Origin of the sequence: Komagataeibacter xylinus (genome assembly GCF_009834365.1) — a bacterium.
In the GTDB taxonomy this organism is placed as follows: domain Bacteria; phylum Pseudomonadota; class Alphaproteobacteria; order Acetobacterales; family Acetobacteraceae; genus Komagataeibacter; species Komagataeibacter xylinus_D.
The window spans coordinates 1-15082 of record NZ_CP041350.1; the positions used below are offsets into that span (position 1 = coordinate 1).

The window sequence follows — 15082 nt, forward strand, 5'->3', positions numbered from 1 at the left end:
GTTCAAGGTCCGCATCATCCAGCACGATGAAGGCGTCTGCTGCCCAAGCTCCATCGTGTCCTCTTCAGCGCCGCACCCGCTTCGGCCGCGACCGTCTGGCCCGCGCGTTCGCTGCCCGTCAGGGCGACGCCACGGATGCGGACATCCTTGATCAGTTCAGCGGACTGGTCATTGTCGAGGAAGATGTTGGTATAGACGCCGACAGGCGCACCTGCATCGTGAACAGCTTTTCAAAGGCCAGCGCGCATTGCGGCACGTTGGGCGCGTGCTTGGCGATGACCACGTTACCCGCCATCAGGTTCGGCCCGCTACGCGAGCCAACTGATAGTAGGGGAAGTTCCATGGCTCGATGCAGTAGATCAGGCCAAGCGGCTGGTTGATGATCTTTGCGTGGCCTTCCTTGACCTTCAGATGCGTGGGGGCGAGGAATTCTGCCGCGCCATCGGCATAGAAGGACAGGATATCGGCGGTAATGTCGATTTCTTCCAGCGCGTCAGGCAGCGCCTTGCCCATTTCGGTCGCGATCAGGCGCGCATGCGCCACCCGGTCGCGGCGCAGCAGGGCGGCGGCCTTTGACATGATGACCTTGCGGGCTGCGATGTCGCGCTTTTTCCAGTCGGTCTTCCACACATGGTCCGCGCGATCCACAATCGCCTTCATCTGTGCGGCGGTATGCAGTTCAAACGTGCGTTCCACGGTTTCCGTGGTCGGGTTGAGGGTCTGGTAAAAACTCATTGGTCCGTTTCCCTGTTTATTGATTGTGGAAAGGATAGTCGGTGTAGCCATGTGCGCTGCCGCCATACATCGTCGCCGGGTCCAGCAGATTGAGCGGCCAGTTATGTTCCAGCCGCGCAGGCAGATCCGGATTGGCGATGAACTTCCGGCCAAAGCCGATCACGTCCGTCCATCCATGACCCAGCACATGCTGTGCCTTGTGCAGGTCGTACCGGCCTGCGCACAGAATGCGGCCGCCAAAGATGTCGCGCACGCTGGCGCGGAAGGCATCCGGCATTTCGGGCGCATTGTCCCAGTCAGCCTCGGCCAGCGAGACATAGGCGATGCCTGCCTCTGCCAGCACGCGCACGGCTTGCGTGTAGGTCTCCGCCGGGTTGTCTTCCAGCAGGCCGAGATACACGCGCTCTTCCGCGGTCGTGCCGAACAGCGGGGAAAACCGCACGCCCAGCCTGTCAGGCGTGACCACGGCGGAGACGGCCTCGACCACTTCACGCAGGAAGCGCAGGCGATTGGACAGACTACCGCCATAGGCATCGGTGCGGAAATTGGCCCGTTCGGATAGGAACTGGTTGATCAGGTAGCCATTGGCGGCGTGGATTTCCACTCCATCGAACCCGGCAGACAGCGCATTACGTGCTGCCTGTGCATACATCTCCACCATTGCATGGATTTCAGGAACGGTCAGCGCGCGCGGCATGTCGGGCGGCACCAGCTTTCCCGTGCCCGGCCCCGTGGGGATGAACACGTTGACACCCGTTGCGGCCACGGCGGACGGGCGATCGGTGCCTCATGACCGGGCTGCAATGCCCGGTGGGACACGCGGCCAACATGCCACAACTGTGCGAAGATGGGTCGCCGCTTTGCGTGTACCGCATCGGTGACCAGTTTCCAGCCCGCGACCTGTTCAGGGGAGTAGATGCCCGGTGTCCAGGCATAGCCCTGTCCGCGGGGTTCGATCTGCGTGCCTTCGGTAATCAGGAAACCCGCCTGAGTGCGCTGCGCGTAATACTCGGCCATCAGCGCGTTGGGAATATCGCCGGGCTGGGTGCTGCGGCAGCGTGTCAGCGGTGGCAGGAAGATCCGGTTTTCAAGCGACAGGTCGCCCAGCCGCATAGGCCCGAATAAAGAAGATGAAGACATGATCAACCCTGTTTACAAATGCAGGCCATCCGTCCGGCCCGCATGTAAACATTGACCCAGCCAGCGGCGTGCGCAAGAACGCACATAAACCGCCACTAGTGTCAGGAATGATACCATGCCCCGCATCCGTCATACCACGCTGGCCTGCAGTCCCGGCTGCACGGTGGAAGCTACGCTCGAACTGTTTGGGGTAAGTGGAAGGCGCTGATTCTGTACCACCTGTTCGAGGACGGGGTGCTGCGGTTCGGCGAACTGCGCCGCCGCCTGCCCAACGTCACACAGCGGATGCTGACCAATCAGTTGCGCGAACTCGAGGCGGACGGGCTGGTGTCACGCACCGTCTTCCCCGAGGTGCCCCCGCATGTGGAATACGCCCTGACCGATCTGGGAAAGACGCTGAAGCCGGTCATTCAGGCGCTCAAAACGTGGGGAGATCGCTATGCGCATTCTGTCCAGCGGAACAAAGCTGCTGATTGAGATTGGCTGCGAATATTTGCAGAAATCAAGGAGACGGCTGGCTTCATTTTCCTCGCGATGGAATAATCCATCATCAGACAGCCCGAGATTCCGGGAAATACGATATTTGATGATTATTCATCGCCGAAGTATTGATCGCCTTCAGGACGTGAGCAGACAGAGACTGGACATTGCCGGTTCATTCGGTCGCGACTTGGCTGATTGCCGCCATAAGAAATGCCTGATGGTGGGGGACGCGCTATTCCATATTCCGGAAAAAGCGCTGTTCTATTTCAAGGAAGCAGTCCTGATCGTGGCCTCCAGCCAAGCACTAATGCGGGTAATGACCTCTGCCTCAATGCCAAAATAGCCGTGTGGCGTAAGCGAACCACAGTTCTTTTCAGACCGGGTTGTACCGCCTGCCACCATTAACACGGTGACTTCACGACTGCCTGTCATGGCTGCGCCAATTCGCTTTGCGTCCTGTGGCGGGGCAACATTGCATCGGTCATCGCGATTGGCGACAACGAGAACAGGCGCCTGCACCTTCTCTGGATGGGCGCTGAAAACGGTTTCCCCGCTGACGCCCATAACGGATACCGATTCAGTCAGCACGACACCGGCAATATCCCCTGAAGCGGCATGGGCCGCGCCATTGACGGCTGCAATGGCGCCCTGGCTTGTACCAAGTAGAAAAACAGGCCCTGAGTCCTGTCTATGCACGAAAGCGATGATATCCTCGATAAGTTGGGCATAACGCGCGGAACTACGCTGCCCTCGAAGATTGCGGTGACCAACTGTGTCCGGAATGAGAACCGCATAGCCGCGCTTGTTCCATGCCTTGCGCGTTCGCACGACGAAGTTGTCACCATGCCGGATGCGCCCGTCCTGCCCGAGGCCGATGTCACCTATGCCGCCCGGGAACATGATGATCGTTGCCTGTGGCCGGGCCGGAGAACCGAAGACGGCCCTGATAGACCCGCCAGCATTGAGAGGGATATTCATGACACGTTCATTGATACCCGGATCTACGATATTGGCAGTGATCCCCGGGGCAATGTGGTCGCTGGCATAAGCCACTATTGGCAGGAGCGCGCAGGCAGTCACCACGATCATCGTGCAGTGCAGGTATTTTGACATGGGCCTATGGAGACTGGTTATGATCATCTCATCCTGTGTCCGGGCCCACTATCGCTCATCGCCCGAAGACCAGACGTGGTCTCCGAGGCGCTTCGTATATCACTGTGGCGTTCCATTTGTGGAATGGCCAGCCTTCAGATGGCCTGACCGCCGGAGACTTCGATCCGCTGCGCGTTGACCCAGCGATTATCCTCGGACAGGAGCGAGGCGATCATCGGGCCGATATCATCGGGAAGTCCGGGACGCCCAAGTGCGGTGATCTCCGCGATATGACGGGCAATGTCCGGATTGTCCCGCACCATGCCCCCCGAGAAATCCGTCTGGATGGCACCCGGCGCTACCGTATTGACGGCAATGCGGCGTGGGCCGAGTTCCTTGGCCATGTAGTGCGTCATGACTTCCACCGCACCCTTCATGGCCGCGTAGGCAACCCTGCCGGGATAGGCGAAGCGTGTCAGGCCCGATGAGATGTTCACGATCCGGCCACCATCCGCAATCAGCGGCAGCAGGGTCTGCGTCAGGAAGAACGGCCCTTTGGCGTGAACGCGGTAGGCGGCGTCGAAATCCTCTTCCGTCACTTCGCCAAACAGCCCCTCATGGGACGTGCCGGCCATGTTGACCAGATAATTGAAACGCTCTGCTCCCCATTCGCCCAGCACCCGCCGGACTTCGTCGGCAAAGGCAGGAAAGGCGTGCGTGTCACCGGTGTCAAGTTGCAGGGCCACCGCGCGGGCGCCGCTGCGCCGGACATTCTCAACCACCTCATCGGCTGCGGATCTGTTGGTGTGGTAGGTGAAGATGGACGAGACGCCGCGTCGGGCGAGGGCCTCAACGGTGGCGCGGCCCAGTCCACGGCTTCCGCCGGTGACGATGGCAATGGTGTTTGTTGCAGGCATAGGAATCTCCAACTGGTGAGGGACCAATCTTGGTCACACCATCGGCCGTTCGATAAGACAGCACTTTCGGTCAGCATTGTTTTGCGGCATGGAATAATCCCATGGACAGGCTTGCCACACTCGACCTCTTCGTCCGCATTGTTGACCGCAGCAGCTTCAGCGCCGCGGCAGCCGATTGCGGCGTCTCCCGCCCGGTTGCGACCGCTGCGATCAAGGCGCTGGAGCAAAGGCTCGGCACCCGACTGCTGCAACGCTCCACCCGCCACGTCAGGCCTACCGAGGAAGGCGCCGCCTATTATCGCCGGTGTGTGGCGATCCTGGCGGACCTTGAAGATGCCGATCGTGGTGCGAGTGGGGCTGTAGCCGGTCTGTTGCGCGCTGACGTCATTGGCCGTCTGGCGCGCATGATCCTGCTGCCAGCGCTGCCGGCCTTCCTTGCGCGCCATCCGGCGCTAACCGTTCATCTTGGCGAGGGCGAACGGTTTGTCGATCTGGTGCGCGAAGGGGTGGATTGCGTGGTCCGGACCGGAACCCTGCCGGATAGCGACATGATCGCCCGGCCGCTGGGCGTGATGGAAGAGGTGACGGTCGCCAGCCCGAACTATCTGGCGCGGCACGGAACGCCTGCCTCCCCCGACGATCTGCAGGGGCATCAGATGATCGGCTTCGTATCCTCACGCACCGGCCAGCCCCTGCCACTGGAGTTTACGCGCGGAGATGAAGTGATCGAGGTCTCGCTTCCCGCACGCCTGCTGGTCGGCGGCGTTGATACCTATGCCGAAGCGGCCAGGCTTGGCTTTGGCCTTGTGCAGGTTCCGCGCTATGGCTTTGAGGATGACCTTGCAAATGGCACACTGATTGAAGTCTTCCCTGATTTCCCACCCACGCCAACGCCGGTTTCTGTGCTTTATCCGAGCAACAGGCAGCTTTCCCCGCGTGTACGGGTGTTCGTGGATTGGTTGGTGGAAATTATTGGCCCGCGACTTCATCGACAATGCGCGTAAGCGTCCCTATGCGGGTGCAAAGGCGAGATAGAGCGAGATTGTTGCAATCGAGAACACGGTGGAGGCGAGGACGACACGTCCGGTAAGGGCAGCTTCCCGGTCATAGAATTCCGCCAGCATGAACGAGCCGGTTCCTGTCGGGAGTGCGGCAAGAAGCACGGCAATATGTGTCATTGCTGGCGGCAAATGCAGCACGGGCGCTGCGATGATCCATGTAACCAGAGGCTGGGCGATCAGCTTCAGGCCGACAAGAATGGCAGCAGTCGACGGGCGTGCAGACGCAGCACCGGCCGAATTTCCGGCAAGGAACAGACCGAGGGCGATCAGGGCGCAGGGGGATGCAGCCCCGCCGAGAAGCTTCAGGAAGGCATGAACCGGTTCCGGCAGGTGGCCACCGGATACCATGACAAGGCCACCAAGTGCTGGCGCCACCAGCAAAGGATTTTTCACCAGCGAAAAGAGCGTTTTCGCAACGATGTCGCGCGGTCGTGCTTCGGTCTGCAGTCCGGCCTCGATCAGAACAATCGCTATGACAAACAGCACACAGACCGTTACGATCGTGGCGATGAGCGTCGGCGCCATGCCGGTAACGCCGACAAGAGACAGGACAAGCGGGAAACCGACGAACCCTGTATTGGCATAGCTCGCGTTCAGTCCGTCAATGGCGGCATCGGCAAGATGATGTCCCGTCGACACCCGCCACCACAGCGTCCCGGCAAACACGATAAAACAGCCGAGCGTGAACGCCGCAATGAATCCCGGCTCCCACAGATCGGTCATTTTTGCATTCGCCACGATGTCGAATAGCACCGCGGGCAACGCAAGATAGACTACGAGCCGATTGACCTCGCGCGTGGCATTGGGACCCAGCGCACCCGATTTGCGTGCGATCCATCCGGTGAGGATGAGGGCAAAGATAGGCAGGACGATCAGCAGATTGTTCAGCATCAGGGATCTCGGGCGGTCAGCAAAAGCGTGACGCTACCGGACGCTATTGATATAATCCAATGCTCATATGGTTCACGATTAATGCTGTCAGGGTATCAGATGGACACGCGGCATATGCGGTATTTCATGGCTCTGGCGGAGACGCTTCATTTCGGTCGGGCCGCCGAGCGGATGAACATGAGCCAGCCGCCGTTCAGCCGCCAGATTGCGATGATCGAGCGCACGTTGGGCGTGAAGCTGTTTGAACGAAACTCGCGCAACGTGGCGCTGACCCCGGCCGGGGAACACTTCATGAAAGACTGCCGAAACGTGCTGGGGCAGTTTGAGGACGCCTGTCGTGATGTCAGGCTGGTCGCCAGCGGCATGAAAGGCGAGATGCGGTTTGGATTCATGATGCATGCCGCCCACAGTGTCGTGCCGCAACTCGTGCAGCTTTATGCAGAGGCGAGGCCGGACGTCCGCCTTGTGCTTGATGAACGCACGCCGACAGAAATCGATGAGATGCTGGTGGCTGGAACACTGGATGCCGCCGTAACATTTGACTGCGGATATGCGCCACACCTGCAGACCGTGCTGCTGGCCAGGGAACGGTTACGCATCATCATGCAAAAGGACCATCCCCTTGCCACGACCGGGCAGATTGGTCCTGAGGGACTCCGCGAGGAGAAGATCATCGCGGCACCTGCCGCGACGGCGCCGGCTCTGCGATCCGCGATCAACAGCTATTTTTCGGCCAGGGGAATTGTCCCGCATGTCGTGCTTGAACCGCGGTTGCAGCACACGATCATTCAGCTTGTTGCAAAAGGGTTGGGCGTAGCCCTCATCCCCGCATCGCTGTGTACCGAACTGGGGGCAGGGCTGATATCACGGGCTTTGACAGATGCGCCTCAACTTGACGTTGTCCTTCGCGCGCCGATCACTACAAAAAACCCCGCAGTCTCGACATTTATGGAAATCGGTAAATCGATACAACGGGCTTTACTCTAAATCCACGAAATCTATGCAGGAAACCAGTTTCCAATATCTTCGCTCTCCATATTCCATCGTCATGAATGAAGTAATTTTATGATGTCTTCCGATGCCAGACCCAGACCAAGCATAATCATGATCACTCCGGATATGTAGCCGGTCACGATGGATGCTCTGGGGCGGCTGCTTAATATTGTCCGCGCGCCAGATCCGACCATCAGATAGATGGATACGCAGTTTATTGTATGAATGATGCCCAAGATCCCGATCTTTAAAAAAATCGGCCATGATGAACCTGGATTTGTAAACTGGGGCAGAAGGGTGAGAAAAAACAGAAGAGCCTTTGGGTTCAGGCCACTGATGGCGAACCCTTTGGTAATCCAGCGTCGCGCACCAGTTTCCCGTTCATGTCCCTCTTTTGGCAAGGGAGGATGACGCAGCAGGGAAATGCCCAGTTTTATGAGATAGGCCGCGCCTGCAAATGTCAGAATGGTGATCGCAAGCGGCATGCTGGCGACAAGCGCACCGATACCGCCCGCGACTGTTCCGGTAATGGCGATATATCCCAGGAACAGACCGAACACAGCGGGAACGACTGCGGCATGATCACGTATTCCGGCAGAAATGACATACGCCCAGTCAGCACCAGGAGTTGCGGCAAGGAGGATGGAGATCGTCCAGAAGGCAAGAAGTGTATGCAAATTCATCGAAAATGCGTCGCTTTACAAGAAAACCCACAGGGATACCAAGGTGTTTTCATGGTCTCCGGTTACGCTCCGGATCGGATGGGAGAGATGGCAGGATAGCGCGGACCAGCGGGCATGGGGTTGCGTTTATGCCAATTGAACCATCAATATCTGGCATTCAATTGCGCTAGTGCACTCATTCCTGATATAAGATGCCAATGAAACTGGATGCGATCGATCGGCGTATTCTTCGTGTTCTTCAGGAAGATGGACGCTGCCCCAACAATGAGCTTGCCAGGCGCGTCGGGCTTTCTCCATCGCCATGCCTGCGCCGCGTGCGGCTGCTGGAAGAAAGTGGCGTCATCGAGGGGTATGTCGCCGTCGTTGATCCCGCGAAAGCTGGGTTTGGTGTGACGGCTTTTGTCAGGATATGGCTGACGGGAGAAGACGAGAGACAGTCCGAGCATTTCGTCGAGGAAATTGGGAAGCTTCTGCAGGTGACGGAAGCGCATGTCCTTGCGGGAGATTGTGATTTCCTGTTGCGCGTTGTTGCAGAAGACCTTCCAGGACTGAGACGTTTTCAGAGTGAACACCTTGCACGGATCAAAGGCGTGCGGAGTATGAAGACCGACATCCCTCTCCTGAAGGTCAAGAACGCAAGCTTTGCATAAGATATCTCACCCATCATGCTGGAGATGATGAGAGTGTCCGATCTTCTGTGTATAATTGATCTGGTCCATACTTCACCGAAAGGAAGTATGAATGACCATCTCGAAGGAACTCCTGGACGAATTGCTGACGGGCGTGAAGCGTCCTGAAGACCTGCTCGGAGACAGCGGGTTGCTGAAGGAGCTGAAAATTCGGCTCATGGAGCGTATGCTGGGTGCAGAGTTGAGCGCGCATCTGGGCTATGAGGAAGGCAAGGCTGCCCCGCCGGGCCAGTCGAACCGGCGGAATGGCTCCACGACCAAGGTGCTGAAAGGCCAGGACGGCGCCTTTCCGGTGACGGTGCCGCGCGACCGCGACAGCAGCTTTGAGCCGGAGCTTATAAAGAAGGGCCAGACCCGGATCGACGGGATCGACGACAGGATCATCGGTCTCTATGCCGCCGGTCTGACGGTCCGGGACATCCAGACCCATCTGCTTGATCTTTATGGCCTGAAGGTCTCTCCCGACCTGATCAGCCGCGTCACCGATGCCGTGCTGGACGAGGTCCGGGAGTGGCAGGGCCGGGCGCTGGATCGGATGTATCCCATCGTGATCTTCGATGCCCTTCGGGTAAAGATCCGCGATGCTGACAGCCGGACCGTTAAAAACAAGGCGGTTTACGTTGCTCTCGGTGTCACCCGCGAGGGAGTGCGCGAGGTTCTGGGGCTCTGGATCGCCGAGAATGAAGGCGCCAAATTCTGGCTTTCGGTCATGAACGAGTTGAAGAACCGGGGCATCCAGGACATCCTGATCGCGGTCGTGGACGGGCTGAAAGGCTTTCCCGAGGCCATCACCGCCGCCTTTCCCGAGGCGATGGTTCAGACCTGTATTGTTCACCTGGTGCGCCACAGCCTGAACTTCTGCTCATGGAAGGACCGTAAGGCCGTGGCTGCCGACCTGCGCCGGATCTACGGGGCCGCCACCGCTGACATGGCGGCCGCCGAACTTGATGCGTTCGAGGGGAAATGGGCCGGGAAATACGCGTCGATCGCCCCGGCATGGCGCCGGGCATGGCCAGAAGTGATCCCGTTTTTTGCCTTCGATCCGGCGATCCGCAAGATCATATACACTACGAACGCCATCGAGAGCCTGAACCGGGTCATCCGCAAATCGATCAAGACGCGCGGTTCGTTCCCGACCGACGATGCCGCAACGAAGCTGATCTACCTGGCGATCCGCAGCTTCGAGAAAGACGGGCGGAATGTTCGGGAATGGTTTGCAGCCCGCAACCAGTTCGCCATAATGTTCGGCGAGCGCTTCGCCGCTTGAGTATCTGAAAACCCATGGGCCAGGCCAGATACACAGACTTCAGGACACTCCCGCCTCTGGCCCTGTATTATTTTGGCGACAGCCGCGTTGAACGCGACAGGGTGTTGAAGAACACGATTTCAGGAAACGTGACGATCAATGGTACATTGATGCATTATGTGCAGGACGATCTGCCGTTTGGCGGTGTGGGGGACAGTGGGATCGGCGCGTATCATGGAAAGGAAGGCTTCATGGCACTTACACATGCCCGTGGGGTGTACAGACAGGGGCGTTTCAATGCGGCAACACTGCTTCAGCCGCCATTCGGCAAACTAATCGACGTCATCACCAATCTGATCCTGCGATGACGACGCGCGTTCTGCTCATCGGAGGCACCGGTCTCATCGGGCGTTCTGTCGATGCGGACCTTACCAAGTGGCCTGATACCGTCGTCACCAGCCTGACGCGTCGGAAATCATCTTGCTCCGATCATGTCATTGATTTCGAACGCCTGTACGCGGCGCCCGAGGTGACGTTACGGACCGTCGCCCCAACTGGCGCTGACGTGGCGATTTCCTGCCTGGGCACCACAATTCGTGCCGCTGGATCGCAGACGGCCATGTTCCGCGTAGATCATGACTATGTCCTCGCTTTTGCTACAGCGGCACATGCGCTTGGCGCACGTCAATTCATTCTCGTTTCTTCCGTGGGGGCGGGCGGTCCCGGTTTTTACCTCAGGACCAAAGGCGAGATCGAGCGCGACATCAGGGCGCTCGGTTTCAGCCGCGTGGACATCCTGCGTCCCGGCATGTTGCTGGGTCACCGTGCAGAGGCACGACCGATGGAGGCGATCGGTCAGCGGCTGGCGGCGGCGCTGGCACCGTTCATGATCGGCAGGCTTGCTGGATATGGCGCGATTGACGCGAAAACTGTCGCGAAGGCGATTGCCGGGCTTGTGGGGCAGGTGGCAGATGGATGCCGGACATATGACAATGCGGACCTGCATCGGATCGCCGGTCAAACTCCCAACTCATAAGATGATCCGGTTCGGAACCACTGGGATCAGGAATTAAGCAGGCAGGCAGCACTTGCCTCTTCCCGGACGTAGGGCTCGGCAATCTGCGTTCCCGAAAGCAGACGTCAGATCATAACCTGGAGGGTTCGAAAAACCCCTTGGCTCTGAATTGGTGGCTGTGATTCCATACCTTGTGTGATGATTGGGGGGATGGCTCATGAAGCAGCCGGGTTTCTTTGATGTTGACGAGCGGCTTGCCCGGTTAAGCGGGCTTGGCGATCAGTTGGAGGCATTTTCCCGGACTGTGGATTTTGAGGCGTTCCGCCCTGATCTGGAGAAGGCTCTGGCCTATTCAGACAGGAGCAAAGGCGGCCGTCCCCCGTTCGATCCGGTGCTGATGTTCAAGATCCTGGTCATCCAGACGCTGAACAATCTCTCCGACGAGCGAACGGAATATCTGATCAACGACCGCCTGTCCTTCATGCGTTTCCTCGGTCTGGGACTGTCGGACCGGGTGCCCGATGCCAAAACGGTCTGGCTGTTTCGCGAGCGTCTGACCGAGGCAGGCGCCATCCAGAAGCTGTTCGAGCGCTTTGACGCCACCCTGCGTAACGCTGGGTATCTGCCGATGTCCGGCCAGATCCTGGATGCCACGCTGGTGGCAGCGCCAAAGCAGCGCAATACCAAAGGGGAGAAAGCGGATCTCCGGGCGGGACGTATTCCAGAAGACTGGCAGGACAAGCCCGCAAAGATGTCGCACAAGGATCGTCATGCACGATGGACACTTAAGTTCACGAAGGCGAAGCGGCAGGACGATGGAACCATACCGTCGAGCGATCTCGCCATCCCGTTCTTTGGCTACAAATCCCACATCTCCATCGACCGGAAGTTTCGGTTCATCCGAAAATGGAAGACGACGGATGCCGCCGCCAGTGATGGTGCGCGATTGAGAGAGGGGCTGTTAGATAAAACCAATACGGCCTCAAGCGTTTGGGCTGATACAGCTTATCGCTCGAAAGCGAATGAGGACTTCATGGACAAAGAGGGTTTTGTCTCAAAGGTTCACAGAAAAAAGCCGCATCTCAAGCCTATGCCCCGACATATCCAGAAATCGAATGCTGGAAAGTCCGTGATCCGATCACGCGTCGAGCACGTCTTTGCCGACCAGAAATCACAGACGGGATTGTTCATCCGAACTGTCGGTATCACCCGGGCCACCATGAGGATCGGGCTGGCCAATATCGTCTACAACATGCGCCGCTTCCTCTTCCTCGAAAGGTTGAACGCGAGCGCGTAGTCATCCAGCGGGAGGGCAGTCCCCGATCTGCTCAAAACGCAGATCAAAAGCTACCCCAAAAACCGTAAATCAAATCGCCAAAACCCTGAAATCACGAGCCAGGCGCATCAACCAACGGTTCTTCGATCCCTCCACCTGCCTGCCAAGCGGGTCAGAAGATCCATGCGCTCGTGTAGAATGGCCACGACCAAGGCTGGCGCACCCTCACGCGGTAGACAGAAAATGTAGTGATGGTCGACCTGCACCATTCTCAACCCAGGACACAGCGTACTCATATCCTTGAAAGCGCTATGACCTTCGACGAGACTGATAAATGCCTTGCTCCAGAACGGCGACATATCGACGAACCTGAGCGTCTCCCCACTGTTTTGTTGTGTAACGGATGACTGTACGCACATCAGCTTCCGCTGCTTCAGTAAGGATGTAACTTTTCAAGCGTGCTTCTCGTTGAGTTCCTCACTAAGGATCGCACTGACGCTCTTTGAGCTTACCTTGCCGTCAAGACCTTCCTGAACGCGGGCTCTAAGAAGATTTTTAAGTTCCTGCCACGCATGGTCAGTATCAAGATTATCAGGGAGCAAGCGCTCAAGGGCATACTGTTTGATCGTCTTGTCCTGTAGCGCCGCCAGTGCTTTCAGGCTCTGGTGCTGCTGATCCGTCATATCAATGATCAGTCGGCTCATGATATATCTCTCCCATGAAGCACAAACCAACATTAGCACATATGTGGGCGAGATGCGAGGAAAAGGCGGCTGCCGCCTTCATTCGAGACATTAAGGATACTGAGATGTGAACGGAAAAGTGGATTTTTGCCGTCTCGATTTCAGTTAGCGCTTACTCTACATGAAATTGTTCGGCGTTTCCTTTGCGAGCATCAATTCCAGAGAACGAAGAACTCTTTCCTCCTCGTCATCTGAAACTGAAATAAGCATCATTAGATGATGCTCCTGTCGCAATGACGGAAGCAGAACGATGGCGGGACGACAGGCAGGTCAGGTGGTGCTGAGTCCGCAGGCGCGGACGTTTCCTGAAGGGCAGGCCCAGCGACACCAGGACCGGACGGCGGCGCGACAGGTGCGCAGTGTGTTCTCAGCCTTGCTGCGGTGCATATAAGCATCGGCTGCCTGACGGGCGATGATGAGACGGCCATCATGTTCGGGTACGGGTTGTGCCGAGACGACCGAAAACCATTGCGCGACGGCAGCGGCCGACTGGCCAATATCGTCTACAACATGCGCCGCTTTCTGTTTCTGGAGCGGATCAGCGCCGCCGCGTAGAAAACCAGCCTATAATGCTCCCCGTTCTGCCCCAGGCACAGAGCGAAAGTCATTACCCAGAACCATCAATACTTGCTCGTTAAGCCCAAAATCAGGACATAATGCCTTCAATCAACGGTTCTTCGATCTCTCCACCTGGTAGTATAACAGGACCGCTCCCGGTTCCGATAAGCGGACATCGTATGGCAAAAGACGTTCGGGACAGAGAGGGAAGCTGCCCCGATTTCTCTGCCCGCTCTGAAACAGATATTGTACCGCTCATTGCTGTCATCAACATCACGCTGGGGTAAGAAGATGGGATATTGCCTGAATAGGCTTCATCCCATGACCAAAACGCTCGATTGCCTCACGATCCTTCTCAAGCGCCTCATAAGGCAGATACCGGACTTTCAGGTCGGCAATCCTGCTGAAGGCCGGCCGCTTCAACTGTTCCCGCACATCGGCTTCCCGCTTGTCCGGCGCAACAAGGAACAGGCCCTCCAGGGCCTGCGCCTCTGACCCGAGAGCAAGATCCAGCATCCGCACGATACCGGAATAGATGGTCGTTGAATGTTCGACCTCGAATGCTGCAACAATCCTGCGGCTTTCTTGGTCCAGCCACAGGACATCGATCAGGCGCACGGATTCCGCTCCCTGCGTTTCTGTCGTGAACCCTGGCAACACCGACAGGCAGCCATCTCCCAATTTACCGTCCTGCCATGGACGACTGCGGTCATTGGCCGCAATCCAGACATCATACCCCAGGGAAAGCCCCAGATCACGAAGCCAGCCCTGAATCTCGGTATGGGTATGATCCGTTTCCCGCTCCGCGGCGAGGATCCGGGCTTCTTTCGCGCTCTGCTCCCTTACCTGATGGAGATCGGCTTCCCAAAGCTTTCGCGCGGTTTCGTCATCCTCGAGAGGTGGCGCTGTATAGCGTCCGCTACCGAGGTCAAACAGCAGTCCTCCGATGGCGCCCAGATCATTGGAAAGCAGTGAACGATAGGTCGCATTCAGCTTCAGGATTCCCTGCCGCATGGCGAGATACTCTTCCCATCGCCCCAGTTTCACCTTCGATCCGGTCAGAGCGTTATAGCCCTTCACGATCGCCGTGTTGAACGGCGGCATGATTGTCGGATGCAGAAAATACAGCAGATTGGCCACGGCTGGTCCCAGTCCCTTTATCTTGCGAGCATCAATCGCATGAATGGCCGAAACCACGTACTCTTCAGTATTGCAGCACAGACAGGTATCGAGAAGCTGACCGAACGCTTTCTGGTTGACGGGATTCTCGTAGATATCTGGAATTCGTAGCTTTGGCTTCCAAAGGAACGCATGATCTGCCCCCCTGAAAATCTGACGCTGCTCCGCAATCGAATGGACAACTGTTTCCAGTGAGGAGCCACGATAGGCGACCCCGAACGTACCAGCGGCAATCTCGGTGACAACCTGCTGCAGCCCCCTGCGGATGGAGCGAAAGTTCTTGATACGCTCGTCCCATAAAAACCAGCTCTGATAGGTCGCTGCCGGATCGTCCCGCCAGCGAAGAATGAGGTCTCGAATAAGGTCGGTCATCAGTCCAGA

13 protein-coding genes and 5 pseudogenes are annotated in these 15082 nt (G+C 57.7%); 9 read left to right on the forward strand and 9 right to left on the reverse strand.

Annotated elements, in window-relative coordinates; all coding sequences use genetic code 11:
- Window position 1: 1 nt before the first annotated feature.
- Window positions 2-735, reverse strand: a pseudogene (locus tag FMA36_RS17975) (aldehyde dehydrogenase family protein); the annotation flags it as partial.
- 16 nt (window positions 736-751) lie between these two features.
- Window positions 752-1875, reverse strand: a pseudogene (locus tag FMA36_RS17980) (alkene reductase).
- Between the two features lie 115 nt (window positions 1876-1990).
- Here FMA36_RS17980 and FMA36_RS17985 point away from each other — a divergent pair.
- Window positions 1991-2352: pseudogene (locus FMA36_RS17985) on the forward strand (winged helix-turn-helix transcriptional regulator).
- A gap of 267 nt (window positions 2353-2619) precedes the next feature.
- Here the strand turns inward: FMA36_RS17985 and FMA36_RS17990 are convergent.
- Together FMA36_RS17990 and FMA36_RS17995 are read right to left on the reverse strand one after the other, a co-directional pair.
- A complete protein-coding gene (locus tag FMA36_RS17990; RefSeq protein WP_159264343.1) occupies window positions 2620-3471 on the reverse strand; it encodes an alpha/beta hydrolase in 852 nt (283 codons plus the stop codon).
- Between the two features lie 134 nt (window positions 3472-3605).
- Window positions 3606-4367 carry an SDR family NAD(P)-dependent oxidoreductase gene (locus tag FMA36_RS17995; protein WP_159264345.1) on the reverse strand — a complete coding sequence of 254 codons (762 nt, stop codon included), beginning with the start codon at window positions 4365-4367 and terminating at the stop codon, window positions 3606-3608.
- Window positions 4368-4468: 101 nt separating this feature from the next.
- On the opposite strand from FMA36_RS17995, the gene FMA36_RS18000 reads away from it, so the two are divergent.
- The gene (locus tag FMA36_RS18000) at window positions 4469-5371 is read left to right on the forward strand and encodes a LysR family transcriptional regulator (protein ID WP_159264346.1); all 903 of its coding nucleotides are present in this window, start codon (window positions 4469-4471) and stop codon (window positions 5369-5371) included.
- A gap of 6 nt (window positions 5372-5377) precedes the next feature.
- On the opposite strand, the gene FMA36_RS18005 is transcribed toward FMA36_RS18000, so the two are convergent.
- Entirely contained in the window at window positions 5378-6319 is a 942-nt protein-coding gene (locus tag FMA36_RS18005) for an AEC family transporter (protein WP_159264348.1), read from the reverse strand.
- 99 nt (window positions 6320-6418) lie between these two features.
- On the opposite strand from FMA36_RS18005, the gene FMA36_RS18010 reads away from it, so the two are divergent.
- Window positions 6419-7306, forward strand: coding sequence for a LysR family transcriptional regulator (locus tag FMA36_RS18010; protein ID WP_159264350.1), 888 nt, complete (start codon window positions 6419-6421; stop codon window positions 7304-7306).
- A 59-nt stretch (window positions 7307-7365) separates the two neighbouring features.
- Here FMA36_RS18010 and FMA36_RS18015 read toward each other — a convergent pair whose 3' ends face one another.
- Window positions 7366-7995: a LysE family translocator gene (locus FMA36_RS18015; protein ID WP_159264352.1), complete on the reverse strand. Its 630-nt coding sequence runs from the start codon at window positions 7993-7995 to the stop codon at window positions 7366-7368.
- Window positions 7996-8192: 197 nt separating this feature from the next.
- Between FMA36_RS18015 and FMA36_RS18020 the strand changes: the two genes are divergently transcribed.
- From FMA36_RS18020 to FMA36_RS18040, 5 genes and pseudogenes are all read left to right on the forward strand, one after another.
- Window positions 8193-8645, forward strand: a complete 453-nt coding sequence (locus tag FMA36_RS18020; RefSeq protein WP_159264354.1) for an Lrp/AsnC family transcriptional regulator — start codon at window positions 8193-8195, stop codon at window positions 8643-8645.
- A gap of 91 nt (window positions 8646-8736) precedes the next feature.
- The gene (locus FMA36_RS18025; protein WP_159264356.1) at window positions 8737-9951 is read left to right on the forward strand and encodes an IS256 family transposase; all 1215 of its coding nucleotides are present in this window, start codon (window positions 8737-8739) and stop codon (window positions 9949-9951) included.
- A 53-nt stretch (window positions 9952-10004) separates the two neighbouring features.
- Window positions 10005-10298 (forward strand): annotated as a pseudogene (locus FMA36_RS18030) (aldehyde dehydrogenase family protein); the annotation flags it as partial.
- Entirely contained in the window at window positions 10295-10966 is a 672-nt protein-coding gene (locus FMA36_RS18035; RefSeq protein WP_061276280.1) for an NAD(P)H-binding protein, read from the forward strand. The pseudogene FMA36_RS18030 and the gene FMA36_RS18035, both read left to right, overlap by 4 nt.
- Window positions 10967-11162: 196 nt before the next feature.
- Complete coding sequence (locus FMA36_RS18040) at window positions 11163-12242, forward strand: IS5 family transposase (protein ID WP_010516652.1); 1080 nt, start codon at window positions 11163-11165, stop codon at window positions 12240-12242.
- A 107-nt stretch (window positions 12243-12349) separates the two neighbouring features.
- Here the strand turns inward: FMA36_RS18040 and FMA36_RS19625 are convergent.
- Both FMA36_RS19625 and FMA36_RS18050 read right to left on the reverse strand, forming a co-directional pair.
- A pseudogene (locus tag FMA36_RS19625) lies at window positions 12350-12677 on the reverse strand (type II toxin-antitoxin system RelE/ParE family toxin).
- A complete protein-coding gene (locus FMA36_RS18050; protein WP_061276282.1) occupies window positions 12674-12925 on the reverse strand; it encodes an antitoxin in 252 nt (83 codons plus the stop codon). Before FMA36_RS18050 ends, FMA36_RS19625 begins: the two are co-directional and overlap by 4 nt.
- A 420-nt stretch (window positions 12926-13345) precedes the next feature.
- Between FMA36_RS18050 and FMA36_RS19355 the strand changes: the two genes are divergently transcribed.
- Window positions 13346-13519 (forward strand): hypothetical protein, encoded by a 174-nt coding sequence (locus tag FMA36_RS19355; protein WP_174520980.1) that lies wholly within the window; start codon window positions 13346-13348, stop codon window positions 13517-13519.
- Between the two features lie 276 nt (window positions 13520-13795).
- Here the strand turns inward: FMA36_RS19355 and FMA36_RS18060 are convergent, their stop codons facing one another.
- A complete protein-coding gene (locus tag FMA36_RS18060) occupies window positions 13796-15073 on the reverse strand; it encodes a type II restriction endonuclease (protein ID WP_159264359.1) in 1278 nt (425 codons plus the stop codon).
- Window positions 15074-15082: the final 9 nt, after the last annotated feature.